General features: G+C 71.1%; 20 protein-coding genes and 1 pseudogene. 12 read left to right on the top strand and 9 right to left on the bottom strand.

What is annotated here, in order from left to right; all coding sequences use genetic code 11:
* Nucleotides 1-232 precede the first annotated feature (232 nt).
* The 5 genes from OO60_RS17005 to OO60_RS16985 all read left to right on the top strand — a co-directional run bounded on the left by OO60_RS17005 (nt 233) and on the right by OO60_RS16985 (nt 4,582).
* Nucleotides 233-1,336: a PrsW family intramembrane metalloprotease gene (locus tag OO60_RS17005; protein ID WP_003075218.1), complete on the top strand. Its 1,104-nt coding sequence runs from the start codon at nt 233-235 to the stop codon at nt 1,334-1,336.
* A gap of 89 nt (nt 1,337-1,425) precedes the next feature.
* Complete coding sequence (locus OO60_RS17000) at nt 1,426-2,385, top strand: Rossmann-like and DUF2520 domain-containing protein (RefSeq protein ID WP_420835553.1); 960 nt, start codon at nt 1,426-1,428, stop codon at nt 2,383-2,385.
* Nucleotides 2,382-3,293 carry a pantoate--beta-alanine ligase gene (panC, locus tag OO60_RS16995; protein ID WP_003075214.1) on the top strand — a complete coding sequence of 304 codons (912 nt, stop codon included), beginning with the start codon at nt 2,382-2,384 and terminating at the stop codon, nt 3,291-3,293. The genes OO60_RS17000 and panC overlap by 4 nt, the downstream gene beginning before the upstream one ends.
* A 9-nt stretch (nt 3,294-3,302) precedes the next feature.
* The gene (panD, locus tag OO60_RS16990) at nt 3,303-3,800 is read left to right on the top strand and encodes an aspartate 1-decarboxylase (RefSeq protein ID WP_003075212.1); all 498 of its coding nucleotides are present in this window, start codon (nt 3,303-3,305) and stop codon (nt 3,798-3,800) included.
* Nucleotides 3,801-3,805: 5 nt separating this feature from the next.
* Nucleotides 3,806-4,582 (top strand): type III pantothenate kinase, encoded by a 777-nt coding sequence (locus OO60_RS16985; RefSeq protein WP_003075211.1) that lies wholly within the window; start codon nt 3,806-3,808, stop codon nt 4,580-4,582.
* Nucleotides 4,583-4,588: 6 nt separating this feature from the next.
* Here OO60_RS16985 and OO60_RS16980 read toward each other — a convergent pair whose 3' ends face one another.
* Both OO60_RS16980 and OO60_RS16975 read right to left on the bottom strand, forming a co-directional pair.
* Nucleotides 4,589-4,990, bottom strand: coding sequence for a DUF6640 family protein (locus OO60_RS16980; RefSeq protein ID WP_033261638.1), 402 nt, complete (start codon nt 4,988-4,990; stop codon nt 4,589-4,591).
* Nucleotides 4,991-5,035: 45 nt separating this feature from the next.
* Nucleotides 5,036-5,797, bottom strand: a complete 762-nt coding sequence (locus OO60_RS16975) for a class I SAM-dependent methyltransferase (RefSeq protein WP_003075207.1) — start codon at nt 5,795-5,797, stop codon at nt 5,036-5,038.
* Nucleotides 5,798-5,874: 77 nt separating this feature from the next.
* On the opposite strand from OO60_RS16975, the gene lysS reads away from it, so the two are divergent.
* Entirely contained in the window at nt 5,875-7,386 is a 1,512-nt protein-coding gene (gene lysS, locus OO60_RS16970) for a lysine--tRNA ligase (RefSeq protein ID WP_003075205.1), read from the top strand.
* Between the two features lie 145 nt (nt 7,387-7,531).
* Nucleotides 7,532-7,885, top strand: coding sequence for a histone-like nucleoid-structuring protein Lsr2 (locus OO60_RS16965; protein WP_003075203.1), 354 nt, complete (start codon nt 7,532-7,534; stop codon nt 7,883-7,885).
* A gap of 138 nt (nt 7,886-8,023) precedes the next feature.
* Here OO60_RS16965 and OO60_RS16960 read toward each other — a convergent pair whose 3' ends face one another.
* The gene (locus OO60_RS16960; RefSeq protein ID WP_033261637.1) at nt 8,024-8,884 is read right to left on the bottom strand and encodes an AraC family transcriptional regulator; all 861 of its coding nucleotides are present in this window, start codon (nt 8,882-8,884) and stop codon (nt 8,024-8,026) included.
* A 35-nt stretch (nt 8,885-8,919) separates the two neighbouring features.
* Between OO60_RS16960 and OO60_RS16955 the strand changes: the two genes are divergently transcribed.
* Nucleotides 8,920-9,489, top strand: a complete 570-nt coding sequence (locus OO60_RS16955) for a TIGR03086 family metal-binding protein (RefSeq protein ID WP_003075199.1) — start codon at nt 8,920-8,922, stop codon at nt 9,487-9,489.
* A gap of 1 nt (nt 9,490) precedes the next feature.
* Here OO60_RS16955 and OO60_RS16950 read toward each other — a convergent pair whose 3' ends face one another.
* Complete coding sequence (locus OO60_RS16950; protein WP_003075197.1) at nt 9,491-10,303, bottom strand: (2Fe-2S)-binding protein; 813 nt, start codon at nt 10,301-10,303, stop codon at nt 9,491-9,493.
* 273 nt (nt 10,304-10,576) lie between these two features.
* On the opposite strand from OO60_RS16950, the pseudogene OO60_RS16945 reads away from it, so the two are divergent.
* The 3 genes and pseudogenes from OO60_RS16945 to OO60_RS16935 all read left to right on the top strand — a co-directional run.
* Nucleotides 10,577-13,072, top strand: a pseudogene (locus OO60_RS16945) (ATP-dependent Clp protease ATP-binding subunit); the annotation flags it as partial.
* Nucleotides 13,073-13,200: 128 nt separating this feature from the next.
* Nucleotides 13,201-13,602: a helix-turn-helix domain-containing protein gene (locus tag OO60_RS16940; RefSeq protein ID WP_051767706.1), complete on the top strand. Its 402-nt coding sequence runs from the start codon at nt 13,201-13,203 to the stop codon at nt 13,600-13,602.
* A gap of 59 nt (nt 13,603-13,661) precedes the next feature.
* The gene (locus OO60_RS16935) at nt 13,662-15,350 is read left to right on the top strand and encodes an Hsp70 family protein (protein ID WP_033261636.1); all 1,689 of its coding nucleotides are present in this window, start codon (nt 13,662-13,664) and stop codon (nt 15,348-15,350) included.
* A 1-nt stretch (nt 15,351) separates the two neighbouring features.
* Here the strand turns inward: OO60_RS16935 and OO60_RS16930 are convergent, their stop codons facing one another.
* The 3 genes from OO60_RS16930 to OO60_RS16920 are packed head-to-tail and all read right to left on the bottom strand — an operon-like array spanning nt 15,352 to nt 17,264.
* A complete protein-coding gene (locus OO60_RS16930; RefSeq protein WP_033261635.1) occupies nt 15,352-15,825 on the bottom strand; it encodes a YbaB/EbfC family nucleoid-associated protein in 474 nt (157 codons plus the stop codon).
* Nucleotides 15,818-16,879 carry a hypothetical protein gene (locus tag OO60_RS16925; RefSeq protein WP_033261634.1) on the bottom strand — a complete coding sequence of 354 codons (1,062 nt, stop codon included), beginning with the start codon at nt 16,877-16,879 and terminating at the stop codon, nt 15,818-15,820. Before OO60_RS16925 ends, OO60_RS16930 begins: the two co-directional genes overlap by 8 nt.
* A 4-nt stretch (nt 16,880-16,883) precedes the next feature.
* Nucleotides 16,884-17,264 (bottom strand): hypothetical protein, encoded by a 381-nt coding sequence (locus tag OO60_RS16920; protein ID WP_033261633.1) that lies wholly within the window; start codon nt 17,262-17,264, stop codon nt 16,884-16,886.
* 161 nt (nt 17,265-17,425) lie between these two features.
* On the opposite strand from OO60_RS16920, the gene OO60_RS16915 reads away from it, so the two are divergent.
* Complete coding sequence (locus OO60_RS16915; protein ID WP_033261632.1) at nt 17,426-18,088, top strand: Ig-like domain-containing protein; 663 nt, start codon at nt 17,426-17,428, stop codon at nt 18,086-18,088.
* Between the two features lie 141 nt (nt 18,089-18,229).
* Here the strand turns inward: OO60_RS16915 and pcp are convergent, their stop codons facing one another.
* On the bottom strand, nt 18,230-18,871 hold the full coding sequence (pcp, locus tag OO60_RS16910) for a pyroglutamyl-peptidase I (RefSeq protein WP_033261631.1): 642 nt from the start codon (nt 18,869-18,871) through the stop codon (nt 18,230-18,232).
* A gap of 68 nt (nt 18,872-18,939) precedes the next feature.
* A complete protein-coding gene (locus OO60_RS16905; RefSeq protein WP_033261630.1) occupies nt 18,940-20,376 on the bottom strand; it encodes a M1 family metallopeptidase in 1,437 nt (478 codons plus the stop codon).
* Nucleotides 20,377-20,410: the final 34 nt, after the last annotated feature.

Here is a 20,410-nt window from a genome sequence, read left to right as displayed (position 1 = left end):
GGCGAGCGCACCTGCCTGGCCTGGGTCCGCGAACCGCACCTCAGGCGGTCCGGCAAGCGCACCTCGTGCTTGCCGGGTGTGCCGAACCGCGCGCACCTGCCGGTCCCGGAGGCTCGGAAGACCGAGGTGGCGTTTCTCTTCGTGTCCGCTCTGCGTAGGGTGACCGGCTGTGAGCGGAACCCTCTCGCCCGCGACGGGACTCGACCGCGGACGGCGGCCTCGCCGGATCACCGTGCTGCTGCCGGTGCTCGGGCTGATCGTCGTGGCCCTCTGCGGCCTGTTCCTCTTCGGGCTGGCCACCGCGCGGGTCGGGCCGCTCGCCGTCACCATCGGGGTTCTCGCCGCGCTCGTGCCCGTGGCCGGGGTGGTCGCCGGGTTCCTCTGGGTCGACCGGTGGGAGCCCGAGCCCGCCAAGTTCCTGCTGCTCGCCTTCGCCTGGGGCGCCTGCATCGCGACCATCACCGCGCTGCTCATCAACACCACCGCCGAAGCCGTCGGGGACGAGCTGCTCGGGCAGGGCAGCGGCAACACCGTGGCCGCGCTCGTCTCCGCTCCCGTTGTCGAGGAGGCCGCGAAGGCCCTCTTCGTCGTGCTCATCCTCTGGCGGCGGTCCAGTGAGTTCGACGGTGTCGTGGACGGTGTCGTCTACGCCGGGTTCAGCGCCGCCGGGTTCGCCTTCACCGAGAACATCTACTACTTCGGCCGGGCCTTCTACGACTACGGCTTCGGTGACGGGCACAGCCAGGGCGTCATCACCGCCTTCTTCCTGCGGGGCGTGCTCGCTCCCTTCACGCACCCGCTGTTCGCCGTGCTCACCGGCATCGGGATCGGGATCGCCGCGCGGACCACCACCAAGGCGCTCAAGATCATCGCGCCGGTCGCCGGGTACCTCGCCGCCGTCTGCCTGCACGCGCTGTGGAACAGCGCCGCGCTGCTCGGCGGGTCGAAGTTCCTCACCGTCTACTTCCTGATCATGCTTCCGCTCTTCCTCGGGGTCGTCTACCTGGTTGTCCTGCAGCGACGGCGGGAGCAGCGGATCATCGCCGCCGCGCTGCCGCACATGGCCGCCGCTCGGTGGATCGCGCCGTCGGAGGTCGAGCTGCTGGCCAGCCTGCCCGGGCGGCGGGCCTGGCGGCGGCAGGCGAAACGGCAGTCCGGTAAGCAGGCTGCGAAAGCCGTCGCCGTCTACCAGGCCAGCGTGACGGAGCTCGCGTTCCTCGACCGGCACCAGCTCACCAGCGACGCCGACCGGCAGCGCCAGCAGGAGCTGCTGCGCACCCTGAAGGCCGCCCGTGCGGAGGCGACGCGCCTCGCCGACGAGGCCGCCCGCGGGTGACCCGGTCCGGGTGAAGCTGGTCACCCGGGCTCAACGACGCCCGCTGACCCGAGTTAGTCTCGCGCCGTCGTCCGGTACCCGCGAAGGGACTGGAACGAGAGCAGAGGGAGTCTGCCAACCATGAGCGTCCACAGGCGCACGCCATGATGCGGCCCGCCCGCCTCGCGGTCGGCGTCGTTTCCGCCGGCCGGGTGGGCAGCGTGCTCGGCGCCGCGCTGGCCCGGGCGGGGCACACCGTGGTCGCCGCGTCCGGCTTGTCCGCTTCGTCGCTGGCCCGCGCCGAACGCCTCCTCCCCGATGTGCCGCTCCTGCCGCCCGACGAGACCGTCCGCCGGGCGGACCTGGTGCTGCTCGCCCTCCCCGACGACGCGCTGGCCGGGATGGTCCGCGGGCTGGTCGCCACCGAGTCGCTGCGGCCGGGGCAGATCGTCGTGCACACCTCCGGGGCGCACGGCATCGACGTGCTGGCCCCCGCGGCCGAGGCCGGGGCCCTGCCGCTCGCGCTGCACCCGGTGATGACGTTCACCGGCCGCGAAGAGGACCTCGAACGGCTGGCGGCGTGCAGCATCGGCGTCACGGCGGCCGAGGACGACGAAGCGGCGTGGAACGTCGGCGAAGCGCTGGCCGTCGAGATGGGCGCCGAACCGGTGCGGATCCCCGACTCCGCGCGAGCGCTCTACCACGCTGCGCTGGCCCACGGCGCGAACCACCTGATGACGTTGGTCGCGGACTGCGCGGACCTGTTGCGCCAGGCCGGAATCGGGCATTCCGAACGCCTGGTCGCACCACTGCTGTCGGCCGCGTTGGATAATGTGCTGCGACACGGCGACCGCGCCCTCACCGGCCCGGTCGCGCGTGGCGACGCCGGCACCGTCCGCAAGCACCTCGCGGTGCTGGCGGACCGGGCGCCGGACGTGGCGCCGGCCTACCGCGCGCTGGCCAAGCGCACGGTGGCGCGTTCGACGGCGGCCGGGCTGCTGGACACCGCGGCCGCCAAAGACCTCACCGAACTCCTCGACGATCCCGCCGAAGGGCACCCAGACCAGTGACCACACCGAAATTCAGCCGCGGCACCCTGAACACGTTCGCGTCCCCCGAGCACGCGAGCCAGGTCGGCCGGGCGCTGCACGGCGTCGGCCGCAAGCTGGCGCTCGTGCCGACCATGGGCGCGCTGCACGCCGGGCACCGCGAGCTGATCCGCCGCGCGAAGCGGCTGCCGAACACCGTCGTGGCCACCTCGATCTTCGTCAACCCGCTGCAGTTCGGCGCGGGCGAAGACTTCGAGGCGTACCCGCGGCCGCTGGAGGCCGATCTCGGCGTCCTGAGCGAAGACGGCGTCGAAATCGCGTTCACGCCCAGCGCGGACGCCCTGTACGCCGAAGGGGCCGTGGTGACCGTCCACCCGGGACCGCTCGGCGAAGAACTCGAAGGTGCCGTCCGGCCCGGCCACTTCGCCGGCGTGCTCACCGTCGTGGCGAAGCTGTTCAACCTGCTCCGTCCGGACTACGCGTTCTTCGGCGAAAAGGACTACCAGCAGCTGGTGCTGATCAAGCGGATGGTGCGCGACCTGAACATCGACACGCGCGTGATCGGCGTGCCGACCGTGCGGGAGCGCGACGGGCTCGCGTTGTCGTCGCGCAACGTCTACCTGACGCCGGAACAGCGCGAAGACGCCATCGTCCTGTCGGCCGCCCTCACCGCGGGGGCGTTCGTCGGCCGGGACGGGGCCGAAGCGGTCCTCGAGACCGCGTGGAAGACCCTCGCCGCGCGGCCCGCGGTCGAGGTGGATTACCTGGAGTTGAGGGGAACCGACCTCGGGCCCGCGCCCGTCGACGGTGAAGCACGGCTGTTGATCGCGGCCCGGGTGGGGAGTACCCGGCTGATCGACAACGTTCCGGTGTTGCTCGGCGCGTCGGTGGACCACCCGGCGCACCCGGAGCGGGACGCAGGGGAATAGGAGTCCACGATGTACCGCACGATGCTCAAGTCGAAGATCCACCGGGTCACCGTGACCCAGGCCGACCTGCACTACGTCGGTTCGGTGACGGTCGACGAAGACCTGATGGAGGCCGCGGACCTGCTGCCGGGGGAACAGGTGTCCATTGTGGACGTCACCAACGGGGCGCGGCTGGAGACCTACGTCATCAAGGGGGAACGCGGCAGCGGGGTGCTCGGCATCAACGGCGCCGCGGCCCACCTGGTGCACCCGGGTGACCTGGTCATCCTCATCTCGTACGGCCAGATGGACGACGCCGAGGCGGCGGCGTACCAGCCGCGCGTGGTGTTCGTCGACGCGGACAACCGGATCGTCCACCGGCACACCGATCCCGGGCACGCACCGGAGGGGTCCGGGCTGCTGTCCGGCACGGTGACCCTGCCCGCGGACGAGGAGACGGCGGTCTTCCCGGTGGCCGAGACGGCGGACGCCCGCCGCCTCGACGCGCTGCTGCACGCGGAAAGCTGACCCGCTTGCTGCTCACCGTCGACGTCGGCAACACGAACATCGTCCTGGGGCTGTGGTCCGGGGACACGCTGGTCGGCGACTGGCGGATGCGCACGGACGCGCGCATCACGGCCGACGAGCTGGCGTTGACGGTCCGCGGCCTGCTCGGCCCGCACGCGGACGCGGTGACCGGGATCAGCGCGTTGTCGACGGTGCCGGCGGTGCTGCGCGAGCTGCGGGTGATGCTCGCCCGCTACTACGCCCGGATCCCGAAGATCGTGGTGGAGCCGGGCGTGCGCACGGGCGTGGCGCTGCTGGTGGACAACCCGAAGGAGGTGGGCGCGGACCGGCTGGTGAACACGCTGGCCGCGCACCACCTCCACAGCACGGCGTGCGTGGTGGTCGACTTCGGCACGTCGACCAACGTGGACGCGATCTCGGCCCGCGGCGAGTTCCTCGGCGGCGCGTTCGCCCCGGGCATCGAGATTTCGGTGGACGCGCTGGCGTTGCGCGCGGCGGCGCTGCGGAAGGTCGAACTGGTGCCGCCGCGGTCGGTGATCGGCAAGAACACCGTGGAGTGCCTGCAGTCCGGGATCCTGTACGGGTTCGCGGGCCAGGTGGACGGGCTGGTCCGCCGGATCGTCCGCGAGCTGGCACCGGGCGGGACGGAACCGGTGGCGGTGCTGGCCACGGGTGGCCTGGCGCCGCTGGTGATCGGCGAGTCGGAGACGATCACCGACCACGTGCCGGAGCTGACCCTGCTCGGCCTGCGGCTGGTGTACGAGCGCAACACCCGGGCCTGACGCCCTTCAGCCCCGGGCCAGCCGGCGGCGCTCCAGCACGTACCCCAGCGCGGTCACCGCCAGCGCCGGGAAGGCGACCTTCGCCTGCGGGAACCGGTCGGCCCCCGGCGGGTCCACCGCGCGGGACCCGGGGTAGGCCAGCGCCGAAATCTGCGTCACCCAGTACAGCGACGCCAGGACGGCACCCGCGTCGAGACCGGCCCGGGTCGGCCGCCGCCAGAGCTGCCACAGGCTCGTCGCCCCCAGCGCGAGCCCGAGGCTCATCGTCTGGCCGTTGTGGAACTTCGCGTGCGGTGGCCAGGCCGGGTTGAACACGTGCGTCTCGTTCCAGTCGGCCTTGTACGGGCCGACGGCCGTCACCAGCGAGGTCAGCGAGATCAAGGCCCGCCCCAGTGATTTCCTGCGCATTCCCGCAGTATCGAACCTCCACCGAGGTCGAGGTCAAGCCGCGGTTCAGCGGCGCCGCGCGCGCAACGCCGTGGTGACCAGCGGCAGGTCGAACTCGCCGTTCGCCGTCGCCGGATTCGTGGCCAGGAACTGCCGGAGCCGGTTCAGCAGGGCCGCCGACTCGTCCGGGGCCGAGACGATCACCATCGAATACGTCGCGATCGTTTCCAGGAGGCTCTCCGCGGTGCGCCGTTGCACATGGCGAAACCGTTCGCATTCGAAAGACTCGAACGCGGGGTGGGTGACGTGGCGCAAATCTTCGACGCTCGCCGGGCGGCGGGCACCGTCGCGGCCCAGTTCGGTGAACTCGGCGACCCACGGCACCGATTCGTCTTCGTAGTTCCACACCGGCACGCAGACGCCACCCGGGCGCAGCACGCGGGCGATCTCCGTCATCGCCTCCGGCACGTCGAACCAGTGGAACGCCTGGCCGACGAACACCGCGTCCAGGCCGCCGTCCGGCAGCGGGATCTGTTCCGCCCGGCCGGCCAGCGACGTCGCCGACGGCACGGCCCGCGCCAGTTCCGCGCGCATTTCCGGGTCCGGTTCGACGGCGGTGACGTCGAGCCCCAGTGCGGTGAGGCCGAGGGTGAGTTTGCCGGTTCCGGCGCCCAGGTCGAGCACCCGGTTCGGGGTGCCGGTCGCCCCGGAAAGGCCCCACTCGATGGCTTCTCGCGGGTAGTCGGGCCGGTGCCGGGCGTATTCGGTTGCGCGGGCGCCGAACGAAGCGGCCCGCCGGGCGCGGTGCTCGGGTGTGGGGTCACTCACGAAACCCAGGTTAACCGACCGAAAGCAAAGGTAATCCGGTTGGCGTAGCGGGCGACGGGGTTCGTACCCTATGGGCCATGACCGAAAACCCCGCTTCCACCAGCGAGCCCGCCGAAGACGAACTGCCCGAGCAGATGCGGGTGCGCCGGGAGAAGCGCGACCGGATCCTCGCCGAGGGCATCGATCCCTACCCGGTCGAGGTACCCCGCACGCACACGCTCGCCGAGGTGCGCGCGGCGCATTCCGGGCTGCCCGTCGACACCGCCACCGGCGAGACCGTCGGCGTCACCGGCCGGGTCATGTTCCTGCGCAACACGGGCAAGCTGTGCTTCGCGAGCCTCCGCGAAGGCGACGGCACCGAGCTGCAGGCGATGATCAGCCTCGCGAAGGTCGGCGAAGCCGCGCTGGCGGCGTGGAAGTCCGACGTCGACCTCGGCGACCACGTGTTCGTGCAGGGCGAGGTCATCACGTCCAAGCGCGGCGAGCTTTCGGTGATGGCCGACTCCTGGCGCATCACGTCGAAGGCGCTGCGCCCGCTGCCCAACGCCTTCAAGGACCTGGCCGAGGAGACGCGGGTCCGCCAGCGCTACGTCGACCTGATCATGCGCCCGCGCGCGCGGGACGTCGTGCGCACGCGCGCCGGCGTGGTCCGGTCGCTGCGGGAGTCGTTCCACCGCCGCGGGTTCACCGAGGTCGAGACGCCGATGCTGCAGACGCTGCACGGCGGCGCCACGGCCCGCCCGTTCGTCACGCACTCCAACGCGTTCGACATGGAGCTGTTCCTGCGGATCGCGCCGGAGCTCTACCTCAAGCGCTGCGTCGTCGGCGGCATCGAGAAGGTCTTCGAGATCAACCGCAACTTCCGCAACGAGGGCAGCGACTCGTCGCATTCGCCCGAATTCGCGATGCTCGAGTACTACGAGGCCTACGCCACGTACGACACGAACGCGGTGATGACCCGCGAGCTGATCCAGGAGGCCGCGCAGGCGGTGCTGGACACGCAGGTCGTCACCCTGCCCGACGGTTCGGAGTACGACCTCTCCGGCGAATGGACCACACTCGGAATGTACGAGTCGTTGTCCGATTCACTCGGCGAAGAGGTGACGCCGGAGACGCCGGCCGCCAAACTGCTCGGATTCGCGCAGGCCAGGGGCCTGGAAGTGGATCCGAAGCTGGGGCACGGCAAGCTGGTCGAGGAACTGTGGGAACACCTCGTCGGAGATCACCTGCACGCACCGACGTTTGTCCGTGATTTTCCGCTGGAGACCTCCCCATTGACCCGGCAGCACCGCTCCCGGGCCGGTGTGGCGGAGAAGTGGGACCTCTACGTGCGCGGTTTCGAACTCGCCACCGGATACTCCGAGCTGGTCGATCCGGTCGTCGAACGGGAACGCCTCACCGAACAGTCCCTGCTGGCCGCCGCGGGCGATAGCGAAGCCATGCGGCTGGACGAGGATTTCCTCCGCGCCCTCGAGTACGGAATGCCGCCGAGCGGTGGTGTCGGAATGGGGATCGACCGGCTGCTCATGGCGCTGACCGGTCTCGGTATCCGGGAGACCATCCTCTTCCCGCTGGTGCGTCCCGAATAACCCGGCCGTGTGCATAGCGGCCGGGTTATGGATATGAGATTTGCGCTGCACTCCGGAAGCGGGTACTAATGTTCTGGACAAAGTCTTCTGTTCCGGGGCTCGCCCCGAACCCGGATCATTGAGTAACCCCCGCAGGAGGAAACGGATGGCACAGAAGGTGCTCGTCTCGCTGGTCGACGACCTCGACGGCAGTGAGGCGGAAGAGACCGTCGAGTTCGGTTTGGACGGCGTCAGCTACCAGATCGATCTCTCCTCGGAAAACGCCGAGGAGCTGCGGGACGCCCTCGCCCAGTATGTCGAGCACGCGCGTCGCGCGGGTGGCCGCAAGCGCGCTTCGGTGCGCCCGGTCGCGGGTGGCAAGGGTTCGGCCCGGCCGGCGGCGGTCGACCGCGAGCAGAACCAGGCCATCCGGTCGTGGGCGCGCAAGAACGGATACGCGGTTTCCGACCGCGGCCGCATCCCCTCCGAGGTCGTCGAGGCTTACCACAAGAAGAACTGAAGACTGTTCGCGCCGCCCAGCACGGGTTGACGGCCGGTCACCGGCAGGCCGTTGTCCCGTGCCGGGGGTGGCGATTCTGGTGACGCGGGGGTTGCCAGAGGTGGTGGCCGCCGGGTGAATTCGCACCCGGCGGCTTTGTCATGTCCGGTCGCTGTCCGGTTCCCCGCCGTCCGCGCCGGCGGTTCGGACGTACTCGGCTGGCGACAGCCCGGTCACGGTCCGGAAATCGCGGATGAAGTGCGACTGGTCGCTATAGCCCAGTCGCACCGCCAGACCGGCGTAATCGGGCTGTCCTTCCGTGACGAGCCGCTGCGCTGCGTCATTGAGGCGGTATATCCGGATCGCCCACTTGGGCGGGCAGCCGACGTGTTCGGCGAACATACGCTGGACAGAGCGGGTGGTTAGTCCAGTATCCGCGCACAGTTGCGCCACCCGGGTAATTCCCGGATCGCGTGCGATTGATTCCACCGCCTCCGCCGCCTCCCGTGCCGCGGGTGAGAGCCGCACGGGATTTGCGATCAGCAAGTTGTCGACCGCACGGACCATTTCCGCATCGTCGCGCGCCGACTGCACCGATTCCGCGGCCCGCGCGGCCGCCGGGCCGAAAACGTCCGCGAGCGGGACAGCGCGGTCGGCGATGTCACGCACCGGGCCGCCGAGGAACGCGCGGAAGCACCCGGGCCGGAATCGCACGCCCAAGCCCTGGACGCGGCCGGTCAGCCGGTGCGAAAAGACGGCACGGGCCGGGCCGTGGACGCCGGAAGCGCCGGGGAAGAACGTCACGTGGACCGCGAGGTTCGGCAGCACGCGCTGTTCGTACGGCGGTTTGCCGGTGCGGTCCCACCGCAGGATCCAGTGGTAGTCGACGAACTCGGCCAGCTCGGGCGCCGGCGGGTGCCGCGTCAGCGTGAACATCGTGCGCGCGGTGGCCCCGGCCACGATGCCGCGCGGGATCCGGTGTTCGCCCACTCGCCCACGGTAGCTGTCGCGTTCGTCCAATACGGCCCGGCGGGCGGGGGGTTTGGATCACGGACATGAACGCCGAGCTGGTGCGGCCCGCCGCGGCCGAATTCCTCCGGATCGTCCGCGCGGTCCCCGACCTGACCGCCCCCACGCCCTGCGCGGGCTACGACGTGCGCGGGCTGCTCAACCACCTCCTGTACTGGGGCCCGTGGCTCGTCGCGGCGGGACGGCGCGAGTCCCCGCCGTCGCCGTCCGGCGGCGAGGCGGAGGCGGCACTGGTGACCGACGACTGGCGGGCGGCCCTGGAGAAGCAGACGGAGACGCTGGTCGACGTCTTCGAGACGCCGTCGGCCTGGACGGGCACGACGGCGCTGGGCACGGCGGAGCTGCCGGCCGCGGTGGTGGGCGACATGGTGCTGGGCGAGTTCGTCCTGCACGGCTGGGACCTGGCCCGGGCGAGCGGCCAGGCACTGGACTGCGACCCGGCGGCGGCGACGGCGGTGTACGAGTCGGCGGTGGCCATGGGCGAGCAGGCCCGGTCGATGGGCGTCTACGGGCCGGCGGTGGCGGTGGCGGAGGACGCGCCGCCGCTGGCGCGGGCGCTGGGCGCGGCGGGCCGGGACCCGGGCTGGACGCCCTGAGTCAGCGCGGGCAGGTGCGCGGGCAGCCGTCGCACTCGTCGGCCGACGGCAGCAGGTACGAAAAGCAGCAGCTCTCGCGGCGCCGCGTCCACTCGCGGTCCGCCGTCAGGCGCAGCGTCGACGCCGACGTCAGCGGTGGGTACCGCTCGTCGAGGACCAGCGCGGCGTCCGCCACGCCCGCGCCCTCCGCCTCCGGGGTGCCGCCCTGCCGTCCCGCCCACCACAGCGAGTTCTCCAGCGCGTCCGTCGCCGCCGCCCAGAGCGTCCGGCGGCCGAGTCTGCTCAGCGGCGCGTACGCCCGGACGAACTGGGCCGCGTGCGCCAGGTAACGCGCTCTCAGCACCGCCGCCAGCGCCCGCTCGTCGCGGACCACCGTGGCCTCCGGGCGGGCCGAGCCCGGGTCCGTCGGGAGGCAGTGGAACGCGTCACCCAGCACCGCCATGCCGTCCGGGTGGGGGCGGTCGTCGGACAGGCGGAATGCCAGCTCCGACGGCTTCAGCGACGGCACCCGGCGCTCGTGGTGCAGCAGCAGCGCGCCGACGTACGCCGGTACGTGCAGGTACCAGGTCATCACCCAGCTGGCCGTCGTGCGGGCCGGTGCCGAGGAGTGCTCGCGCAGCAGCCAGTCGCCCAGCAGGCCGCGCCACTCGTCGAAGTACGCCGGTGTCTCCAGCAGCTCCGAACAGCGGATCCAGCCCGCCGGGACGTCGCGGCGCAGCTCACTGCGGCCCTGCCGGCCCGAAACCCGCCGCAACGACGACGCGAGGCCGTCGCCGACCTCGCGTGCGTCACGGAAGGACCGCTGCTGGTTCAACCGCGGCCCTCCTCGAAGCGCCGTAGGGGATTAGGCGTGCCTAACCTTACAGACTTTCGGTGGCTCCGCCAATCGGGTGGGGTACTCCCAGCTTGCGGACTGTTCGCGGTGAGCGGACACCGCGCGGATGGCGGAATCCGGATGGCGCTCCGCACGTTGGGCTTGACGTAAAGGTGCAGGGCAACCTGATGATGGAAGCACCCGGCAGATGCCACGTCCGGGTGCGGGAACGACCGCCGAGAGCCGTAGTGGTACGCCAGCGCGACGACTTGGCTACTAGAGTGGTCTCACGGTGCTGAATCCATCGCGGTGAAAGCACGATGGAAACGGGCCGCCGGCGCAGCAGTCGAGGGAGTGCACATGTTTGAGAGGTTCACCGACCGCGCGAGGCGGGTGCAGGTCGAGGAGATCATCGGCCAGGGCCAGCAGGCGCCGAGCGGGCACATCCCGTTCACGCCGCGCGCCAAGAAGGTGCTGGAGCTGTCGCTGCGCGAAGCGCTGCAGCTCGGCCACAACTACATCGGCACCGAGCACATCCTGCTCGGCCTGATCCGCGAGGGCGAGGGCGTCGCCGCGCAGGTACTGGTCAAGCTGGGTGCGGACCTCAACCGGGTCCGCCAGCAGGTGCTGCAGCTGCTCTCGGGCTACCAGGGCGGCAAGGAGTCCACCGAAACCGGTTCCGGCCGCGGTGAGGGCACCCCGTCGTCTTCGCTGGTCCTCGACCAGTTCGGCCGCAACATGACCGTGCTCGCCCGCGAGGGCAAGCTCGACCCGGTCATCGGGCGCGGCAAGGAGATCGAGCGGGTCATGCAGGTGCTGTCCCGCCGGACCAAGAACAACCCGGTGCTCATCGGCGAGCCCGGCGTCGGCAAGACCGCCGTCGTCGAGGGCCTCGCGCAGAGCATCGTCAAGGGCGAGGTGCCCGAGACGCTCAAGGACAAGCAGCTCTACACGCTGGACCTGGGCTCCCTGGTCGCCGGCTCCCGCTACCGCGGTGACTTCGAAGAGCGCCTGAAGAAGGTGCTCAAGGAGATCAAGACCCGCGGCGACATCATCCTGTTCATCGACGAGCTGCACACGCTGGTCGGGGCGGGTGCCGCCGAGGGCGCGATCGACGCGGCTTCGATCCTGAAGCCGATGCTCGCCCGCGGTGAGCTGCAGACGATCGGCGCGACCACCCTCGAGGAGTACCGCAAGTACATCGAGAAGGACGCCGCCCTCGAACGCCGGTTCCAGCCGATCCAGGTCGGCGAGCCGTCGCTGGAGCACACGATCGAGATCCTCAAGGGCCTGCGCGACCGGTACGAGGCGCACCACCGCGTCTCGATCACCGACTCGGCGCTGGTCGCCGCCGCGACCCTGGCGGACCGGTACATCAACGACCGGTTCCTCCCGGACAAGGCGATCGACCTGATCGACGAGGCCGGCGCCCGGATGCGCATCCGCCGGATGACCGCGCCGCCGGACCTGCGCGAGTTCGACGAGAAGATCGCGAACGTCCGCCGCGACAAGGAGTCCGCGATCGACGCGCAGGACTTCGAGCGGGCCGCCCGCCTGCGTGACGAGGAGAAGACCCTCCTCGGCCAGAAGGGCGAGCGGGAGAAGCAGTGGAAGGACGGCGACCTCGACGTCGTCGCCGAGGTCGACGACGAGCAGATCGCGGAGGTGCTGGCCAACTGGACCGGCATCCCGGTGTTCAAGCTGACCGAGGAGGAGACCACCCGGCTGCTGCGCATGGAGGACGAGCTCCACAAGCGCATCATCGGCCAGGAGGACGCGGTCAAGGCCGTCTCGCAGGCGATCCGCCGTACGCGCGCCGGCCTGAAGGACCCGAAGCGCCCGTCGGGCTCGTTCATCTTCGCCGGCCCGTCCGGTGTCGGTAAGACCGAGCTGTCGAAGGCGCTGGCCTCGTTCCTGTTCGGCGAGGACGACGCCCTCATCCAGATCGACATGGGCGAGTTCCACGACCGCTACACCGCTTCGCGGCTCTTCGGTGCCCCTCCGGGCTACGTCGGCTACGAAGAGGGTGGCCAGCTGACCGAGAAGGTGCGGCGCAAGCCGTTCTCGGTGGTGCTGTTCGACGAGATCGAGAAGGCGCACCAGGAGATCTACAACACGCTCCTGCAGGTGCTGGAGGACGGCCGCCTGACCGACGGTCAGGGCCGCACGGTCGACTTCAAGAACACGGTCCTCATCTTCACGTCCAACCTGGGCACGTCGGACATCTCGAAGTCCGTCTCGCTCGGGTTCGCCGGGTCCAACGACACCGGCACCCGGTACGAGAAGATGAAGCAGAAGGTCAACGAGGAAATGAAGAAGCATTTCCGCCCGGAGTTCCTGAACCGGATCGATGACATCATCGTGTTCCACCAGCTGACGCAGGAACAGATCATCCAGATGGTCGACCTGATGATCGGCCGGGTCGAGACCCAGCTCAAGGCCAAGGACATGGAGCTCGAGCTGACGGCGAAGGCCAAGTCGCTGCTGGCCAAGCGCGGCTTCGACCCGGTGCTGGGCGCGCGGCCGCTGCGCCGCACGATCCAGCGCGAGATCGAGGACCAGCTGTCGGAGAAGATCCTGTTCGGCGAGGTCGAGCCGGGCCAGATCATCCTGGTCGACGTCGAGGGCTGGAGCGGCAACCCGGAGGACAAGGACGACCAGGCGCGGTTCACGTTCCGCGGCGAGCGCCGTCCGTCGTCCATCCCGGACGCCCCGCCGGTCAGCATCGGCGCGGGCCACGAGGAGCAGGGCGAAGCCGAGAACGACTGATCGGCTGAGGTAGTGCGCTAGGAGGGCGGTTCCCCGCAGTGGGAGCCGCCCTTCGGCGTTCCGGGTGCCCACCGGCTATCGGATCAAGGGCTCGATCTTGCACAAACCTGGAGGAGCGGAGACCGGCGTTGGTACGACCTGAACATCCCCGTCGCGGAGCAGCGGAGCAGGGACCACCCGCGAGCCGGTCGTGGAAGGAAGTCAAAGCCGAGAAGCTCGCCATCGACCGTGAGGCCGGTCGTGACGTCGATGCCGCGCGGATCGCGGCGCGGGAGGCGACCGAGGCTTATGTGCTCGGGTTCCGGCTTGCTCAGCTCCGCGAGGACGCCGGTGTCAGCCAGACCGAGCTCGCGCGGCGCATGGGAGTCAGCCAGCCGCGGATCAGCCAGCTCGAACAGGGTGATCCGGGCCAGATGGCGTTGGACACCCTTCGCCGCTACATCACGGCCCTCGGCGGGCGGATGCGGGTGGTCGCCGACTTCGCGGACCGCGACGTCACTGTTTCGGCCGCTCAGCGCGACTCCGCCTGACCGGAGCCGCGCCCCACGCGCGTGAGACGATGCCCGCGGACCTTGGGAGGGGAATCCGCGTGGACGTGCTGGCGATCGACTTCGGGACCTCGAGCACCGTCGCCGTCCTCTCCGCCGCCGGGCGCGGGGCGCGGGTTGTCGAGGTCGACGGCTCGGTCACCATGCCCTCCGCCGTCTACGTCAACGACGACGGCACGCTCGTCGTCGGCCAGGACGCCGAACGCCGGGCCCGCCTCGATCCCGCCCGGTTCGAACCCCACCCCAAGCGGCGCATCGACGAAGGCACCCTCGACCTCGGTGGCACCAAAGTCCCCGTCACCGACGCCTTCGCCGCCGTCCTGCGCCGGGTCGGTGAGGAAGCCGGGCGGCAGCTCGGCCGCCCTCCCGCGCAGACGCGGATCTCGCACCCCGCCGGCTGGGGCGGCGACCTGCAGGACGTCCTCCGGGAAGCCGCCGCGATGGCGCAGCTCGCCGACGTCCGGCTGATCCCCGAACCCGTGGCCGCCGCCGCGCACTACGCCAGCCTGGGGAGCCGGACCCTCGGCCCCATCGGCGTCTACGACCTCGGTGCCGGCACCTTCGACTGCGCCGTCGTCGGTGTCACGCAGCAGGGTTTCACCGTGCTCGCCGAGGATGGCCTGCCCGATCTCGGCAGCCTCGACATCGACCAGGCCCTGCTCGTCCACATCGGCCGGTCGGTGTCGCACGCCGATCCGGCGCAGTGGCAACGTCTCCTGCGCCCGCAGACCACCGCCGACCGGCGCACTCGGCGGGCGCTGCTGCAGGACGTGCGCGACGCCAAGGAAAGCCTGTCCCGGCACGCGCAGACCCACGTGCCCATGCCCGAGCCGTTCGGGGACGTCCTCGTCAGCCGGGACGAGCTCGAAGCGCTCGTGCGGCCCAGCCTGCTGCGCAGCGCCGAACTGCTCGCCGCGACCATCCGCCGCGCCGGCCTCGCGCCCGCGCAGCTCGGCGGGGTCTACCTCGTCGGCGGGCCGAGCCGGATGCCGCTGCTGGCCGCCCTGCTCGGGCGGCAGCTCGGCGTCGCGCCCACCACGCAGGACCAGCCCGAGACGGCCGTCGCGTTCGGGCTCCACCACGTGCCGCTCGGCCCCACCGACCTCACCGTGCCCGCCTTCGCGCCCGTCCGCCCGCCGGTGACGCCGCCGCGGCCGCAACCGTGGCAGCAACCGGCTCCGCCGCCCCCGCCGCCCGTTCGCGCCACGCGCAAGCCGTGGCTCATCGGCCTGGCGGTGCTCGTGGTCGTCGCGGTCGCGGTGACGATCGTCGTCCTGGCCACCAGGGGCGACTCCGCACCGTCCGCAGTGGACTGTGGGACGACGGCGCAGCGCGACCAGGCCGGGTTCACGCCCTGCCTGCGCTCACTGGCCGGCACCGTTCCGGACCGGGCCTCCTGCCACGCCGCCGACGCCATCGGCAAGCTGCTGCACGCCCAGGTGGCGGTCACCTGCTCGATCAACGGCAGTGCCGTCACGTACTACCAGGGCGTGACCACCGGCGAGATCGAGGCGAAGGTGAAGCTGCAGGCGGATGCCAAGGGCCTCGCGCGCGGCGACTGGGACGGCGGTGGGCTGCACGGCCGGTACCTCGCCGGGATGGGCAGCGTCGCGGGGATCGTGCTGTTCGGCGCGGACGACCGCCGGGCGGCCGGGCTCTACGTCTCGCAAGACGCCGACCGGGTCGAAGACCTCCTCGCCTTCTTCACCGGGCAGCTCAAGCCCGCCTGACTCACCAGGCCTTGTCGAACCGCATCCCGCCGGCGTACCAGTCGTCGTCCGCCACCGGGCCGGACGGCGGCTCGGCGGCCGGGGTGTCCGAAGTCCGGTCCTTCAGCACCTTGCCGTCCGGCTCGGCGACCGGCGCGGCCGGCGCCGGTGCGGCCACCGGGACCGGTTCCGGCTCGAACTGCACCCGCCAGCGCAGCCGGTCCATCAGGTAGCCGCCGCTGCCCAGCGGCGCCAGCAGCTGCCCGGTCCGCTTCGCCGACTCGCGCTGCGCTTCGACGTACGTGCGCAAGACGGCGTCCGCGATCTCGGTCGGCGACATCCCCGAGACGGCGTCGGTGAGCCGCAGCCGGGTCAGCACGCCGTCGGTGTTGACCGACAGCGAAACCGCGCCGTCGGCGGACGTCGCCGTCGCCGAGAGCGCATCGAGTTCGGCCAGCAGGGTTTCGCGGTCCGGTTTGGCCGGACGGTCAGCCATCCAGCCGCCCCAGGTGACCGTTGTCCTGCGAGACCCGGCCGTCGGGCGCGATGTCGACGTGCCGGTCGCGGACGTTCTGCTCCGTCCGGCGCGAGGTGTGGCCGGTCTCGAAGTTCGACGGGTCGAAGCTCGCGCCCGGGCTGACGTCCGGCGGGTCGGGGATCTTCGGCAGGTCGACGGCTTCGTCGCCGATGCGGTTCGCCAGCGTCTGGGCCGCGTCGGCGGCGCCGTCACGGATCTTGCCCGCGCTGTCGAGGAAGCTCTGGTACAGGTCCAACCCGTTGTCGCCGGTGATCTCCGCCTGGTTGGCCACCACCGCGCCGATCGCGCCGCCGGCGGCGTTGCCGGCCACCAGTGCGCCGTTGGCCGCGGTGAAGATCGCCGCGCCCGCCGGGGCGGCGACGCCGGCGCTGGCCACGGTGAGCAGCCCGGCGACCGCGCCCGCGAACGTCGCCGCGAGCACCTTCGACATCGCCGCCTCGCGCTTGCGGGACTGGTCCTTCTGGTAGTCCTGCGCCGTCTGCAGGAACGTGGTGCCGAGGTTGCTCAGGTCCTGCCGGGCCGACGCGATGGCCTCCCGCGCGGCGACGATGTCGCTCTCCAGCACGGTGATCTTGGATTCGACCTGGGTGAAGGCGTCCGCGAGCTCGTTGAGGTAGGCCTTGACCGCGTTCGCGGCCGAGCCACGCCACTCGGTGAGGAACTGCCGGGCGTCGTCGAGCTTCGGCTTCGAGTCGCGCTGCAGCGCCTTCCAGGTGGCGTCGTGCCGCATGATCAGGTGCTGCAGGCCGCCCGCCGACTCGTGGTCGATGTCGGCGTCGGAGAACTCGCGGTAGATCGCGGCGATCTCGTCCTGCATCTTCCGGACGTTCTCGTTGGAGCCGTCGAAGCCGAAGAGCAGGAAGTCGGTCGTCCGGAGCACGTCGATCGCGTCCAGCGCGTCGTTCGCGCCGTCCTTCAGGTCCTCGGAGACGCCTTCGAGCAGCTCGGCGCGGCGGTCGTCGCCGGCGGCCATCGGCTGGGCGTCGAGGCCGGTGTCGAAGTAGCCGTCCACGTCCTCAGTTCCCTTCCAGGCCCGCGGCCGCGCGGTTGACGTGCTGCTTCGAGTCCTCGTCGGCCTGTTCGTACAGGTCAGCGACCCGCAGCAGCGCGTGGCTCGTGTCGGCGGTGGTCCGGTGCAGCTGCGCGACCAGCTTCTGGATCTTCGCCAGGTGGTCGTCGTAGGCCGCGGCGACGGACGGCATGCCCAGCGAGCGGCCGAACGCGTTGTCCACGGGCAGCATCCCGGCGATGCCGCCGAAGAGGCCGCTGCCGCCGCCGGACACGGGGACATCGGTGCCGCGCAGGCCGTTCGACGCGGTGGCCGCGGCGTCGGCCGCGTCCTGGAGGGCTCCGGCCGAGTCCCGCAGGTCCTGCAGGTCGGTCTCGAATCCGATCATCACTCACCTCTTCTTCGGCTGCGCGTTCCGGCCATGTAAACACCGTTCGATCACCCGGCAGGGGCGTTTGCCGGCGGTGTGCCTCAGATCACGACCGGCCCGCTGCACCGCCGAACGGGGGAAGGTCGTCCTTGGCGGCGGGGGTCGGCGCTCCTACCTGCATGAGCACAGTCACCAAGCCGCGCGCGCCGACGGTCCGGCGTCAGCTGCGCGAGGCGAAACGCTTCTCCTGGACGGGATTCGCGGTCACGGTCGGGGCGTCGCTGCTCGGCACGCTCGTCCCGGCGGCGATCGGGGCCGGCCCGGACGCGACGCTGATCTCCACGCTCGTGGTCACGGTGCTGGCGGCTGGCGGGTTCACGGCAAAGGACGGCAGCGCCCGCGGGATCAAGGCGATCGCCATCGTGCTGCTGGCGACGGGCGCGCTGGTGCTGACGGTGACCGGCGTGACGGTGCTCGACCTCGTGCGCGGCCGCCCGGCGACGTTCCCCGGCGTGCCGGCGGCGCCCGCGGAAGCCCGCGTCCTCGTCCCGGAGTCGGTCACCTGCGGCACGACACCGGTGCACACGACGGCAACCTGTGTGGTGGCGGTCCGCAGCGTCGGCGCGAGCGCGCTGCGGGTGAGCGGCATCGAGGTGGACAGCCCGGACTTCGCGGTGGACGCGAGCGGCTGCGTCGGCCACGACGTCGAGCCGGGCCGCCGGTGCACGCTGGTGGTCACCTTCACCCCGGCCGGGAGCGGCGACCGCGTCGCGGACCTGACGGTCCACCACAACGTCCCGGGCCCGGCGGCGTTCGTCGAGCTCTCCGGCCGCGGCGGTTAGTGCGCCTCGTTCACGGCGTTGCGACGTGGCGGGCGGCGTGTCTCGCGTGATCAGGGGCGGAACTCGCGTGATTGGAGGGGCAACTCGCGTGATTGGAGGGGCATCTCGCGTGATTGGGAGGGCATTACGTCGCCGGGGTGGTCAATGCTCCGCGCCCGCGCTGACCGCCAGGTCTTCGGTCACCCGCGACGCCGTGTCCGCCAGGACTTCCAGCGCGTCGGCGATCCGGTCCACGCCCAGTGACGGCGCCGGCTTGCCCGAAGCCGCGACCTGCTCCGGGCTGAACGGGACGTGCACGAACCCGCCGCGCACGCCCGGGAACTCCGTGGCCAGCAGGTGCATCAGGCCGTAGAACACCTGGTTGCAGACGTACGTCCCGGCGGTGTGGGACACCGACGCCGGCACGCCCGCGGCGCGGATCGCCGCCACGCACGCCTTCACCGGCAACGTCGTGAAGTAGGCCGCCGGGCCGTCCGGGACCACCGGGGCGTCGAGCGGCTGCGCGCCCGCGTTGTCCGGGATGCGGGCGTCGACCAGGTTGATCGCGACCCGCTCCGGCGTCACCTCGGACCGGCCGCCCGCCTGGCCGGCGCACACCACCAGCGACGGCCGGTACGCCTCGACCGCCCGCCGCAGCGCCGGCAGCGACGCCACGAACTCGCAGGGCAGCTCCACCGCCGCGACGTCGTCCCGGCGCGCGGCCACCAGCGAAACCGCCTGCCACGACGGGTTCACCGCCTCCCCGCCGAACGGCGCGAAGCCCGTCATCAGCACCCTGGTCATGCACCCTCCCGATGCGAAAGCGTCGAGGCCACCCTACGTCCGCGGGGTGGCCTCGACGGCGAACGCGATCAGGCGGCGGGCTTGAGCCCACCCGGGAACAGGTACTGATCGGCGGGCTTGCCGGTGCCGTACACCCACGCGTCGAAGAAGCCCTTGAGGCTCCGGTGCGCGACGAACTCGGTGTACCGCTGGAAGTCCTGCATGCTCGCGTTCCCGCCGCGGTGCAGCGACGGCCAGGTCTTGAGGACCCAGGAGAACGCCTGCTCACCGAGGTAGTTGCGCAGCGCGTGCAGCATCAGCGGGCCCTTCGAGTACACGTAGGTGAACTCGTTGCCCTGCCCCATGTCGTAGAGCTTGCCGTCCCAGAACCGCGTGGACGCCTTCTTGACGTCGTCGGCGTACTGCTTGTTCAGGTCGACGCCCTCCTTCGCCTCGTCCCACAGCCACTCGGCGTAGGAGGCGAAGCACTCGTTGAGGCAGACGTCACGCCAGTGCGAGACCGCCACCGAGTCGCCGTACCACTGGTGGGCGTTCTCGTGGACGATCGTCGGGACCGTGCCGGCCCAGCCCGCGGAGTAGATCGGCCGGCTCATCGTCTCCAGCGAGAAGCCGATCTCCTCGTTGAGGAAGATGCCGCCCGCCGCGTCGATCGGGTACGGGCCGAACTTCGACTCGAGGAAGTCGAGGATCTCCGGCAGCCGCCCCTCGGCCTGCTTGGTCGAATCCGGGGTGCCGGGGGCGAACGCGCTGACGACCGGGGTGCCGTCCTTGCGCTGCTTCCGGTCGAAGGTCCACTTGTCGATCGCGACCGTCGTCATGTACGGCACGATCGGCGTTTCCTCGGCCCACACGTGCGTGGTGCCGCCGGGCGCCTTGACCGAGCCGCGCTCGCGGCCGTTGGCGATCACGCCCCACTCGTCGGGCACGGTGATCGCCAGGTGGAAGGTGGCCTTGTCGAGCGGGGTGTCGTTGACCGGGTACCAGGTGGTGGCCGACCTCGGCTCGCCGGCGACGAACGCGCCGCCCGCCTTGGCGAACTGCCAGCCGTTGTCGCCGAGCGACGGGTCGCTGATCGGCGCGGGCACGCCGTGGTAGGCGATCTTGACCCGGAAGTCCTGGCCCCGCCACAGCGGCCGCGACGGCGTGATGACGAGTTCGTGGTCGCCGGTGCGGGCGAACTTCGCGTCCCGGCCGTCGACCTTCACCGAGTCGACGGTCAGGCCGTGCAGGTCCAGGTCGAACGCGCTGAGCGACTGGGTGGCCCGCGCGGTGATGTCCTGGACGCCGGTGAGCTGGTGCGACGCCGGGTCGTAACCGACCTTGAGGTTGTAGTCGGCGACGTCGTAGCCGCCGTTGCCGTCCTGCGGGTAGTAGCTGTCGCCCGCGCCGTCGCTGCCGGGCTTGGCCGCGCCCCAGCCGTCGCCCGCCGCGGCGGCGACGCCGGTGCCGAGGCAGAGGCTGGCGACCACGGCGGCCGCCACCACGACCGGTTTCTGTCCCCTCATGAACGCTCCTGTCCGTGTCAGTGGACTTCGTCGG

It is taken from the genome of Amycolatopsis vancoresmycina, assembly GCF_000716785.1.
GTDB classification, from domain to species: domain Bacteria; phylum Actinomycetota; class Actinomycetes; order Mycobacteriales; family Pseudonocardiaceae; genus Amycolatopsis; species Amycolatopsis vancoresmycina.
The sequence above is the reverse complement of the archived record's forward strand: the minus strand, read 5'-3'. Positions and strand labels throughout refer to the sequence as shown.

What these genes read in the sequence shown, in the direction of transcription:
- panD (WP_003075212.1), top strand. Translation starts at nt 3,303, where the DNA reads ATGTACCGCACGATGCTCAAGTCGAAGATCCACCGGGTCACCGTGACC.
- OO60_RS16980 (WP_033261638.1), bottom strand. Translation starts at nt 4,990, where the DNA reads ATGCGCAGGAAATCACTGGGGCGGGCCTTGATCTCGCTGACCTCGCTG.
- lysS (WP_003075205.1), top strand. Translation starts at nt 5,875, where the DNA reads ATGACCGAAAACCCCGCTTCCACCAGCGAGCCCGCCGAAGACGAACTG.
- OO60_RS16965 (WP_003075203.1), top strand. Translation starts at nt 7,532, where the DNA reads ATGGCACAGAAGGTGCTCGTCTCGCTGGTCGACGACCTCGACGGCAGT.
- OO60_RS16955 (WP_003075199.1), top strand. Translation starts at nt 8,920, where the DNA reads ATGAACGCCGAGCTGGTGCGGCCCGCCGCGGCCGAATTCCTCCGGATC.
- OO60_RS16930 (WP_033261635.1), bottom strand. Translation starts at nt 15,825, where the DNA reads ATGGCTGACCGTCCGGCCAAACCGGACCGCGAAACCCTGCTGGCCGAA.
- OO60_RS16920 (WP_033261633.1), bottom strand. Translation starts at nt 17,264, where the DNA reads ATGATCGGATTCGAGACCGACCTGCAGGACCTGCGGGACTCGGCCGGA.
- OO60_RS16915 (WP_033261632.1), top strand. Translation starts at nt 17,426, where the DNA reads ATGAGCACAGTCACCAAGCCGCGCGCGCCGACGGTCCGGCGTCAGCTG.
- pcp (WP_033261631.1), bottom strand. Translation starts at nt 18,871, where the DNA reads ATGACCAGGGTGCTGATGACGGGCTTCGCGCCGTTCGGCGGGGAGGCG.
- OO60_RS16905 (WP_033261630.1), bottom strand. Translation starts at nt 20,376, where the DNA reads ATGAGGGGACAGAAACCGGTCGTGGTGGCGGCCGCCGTGGTCGCCAGC.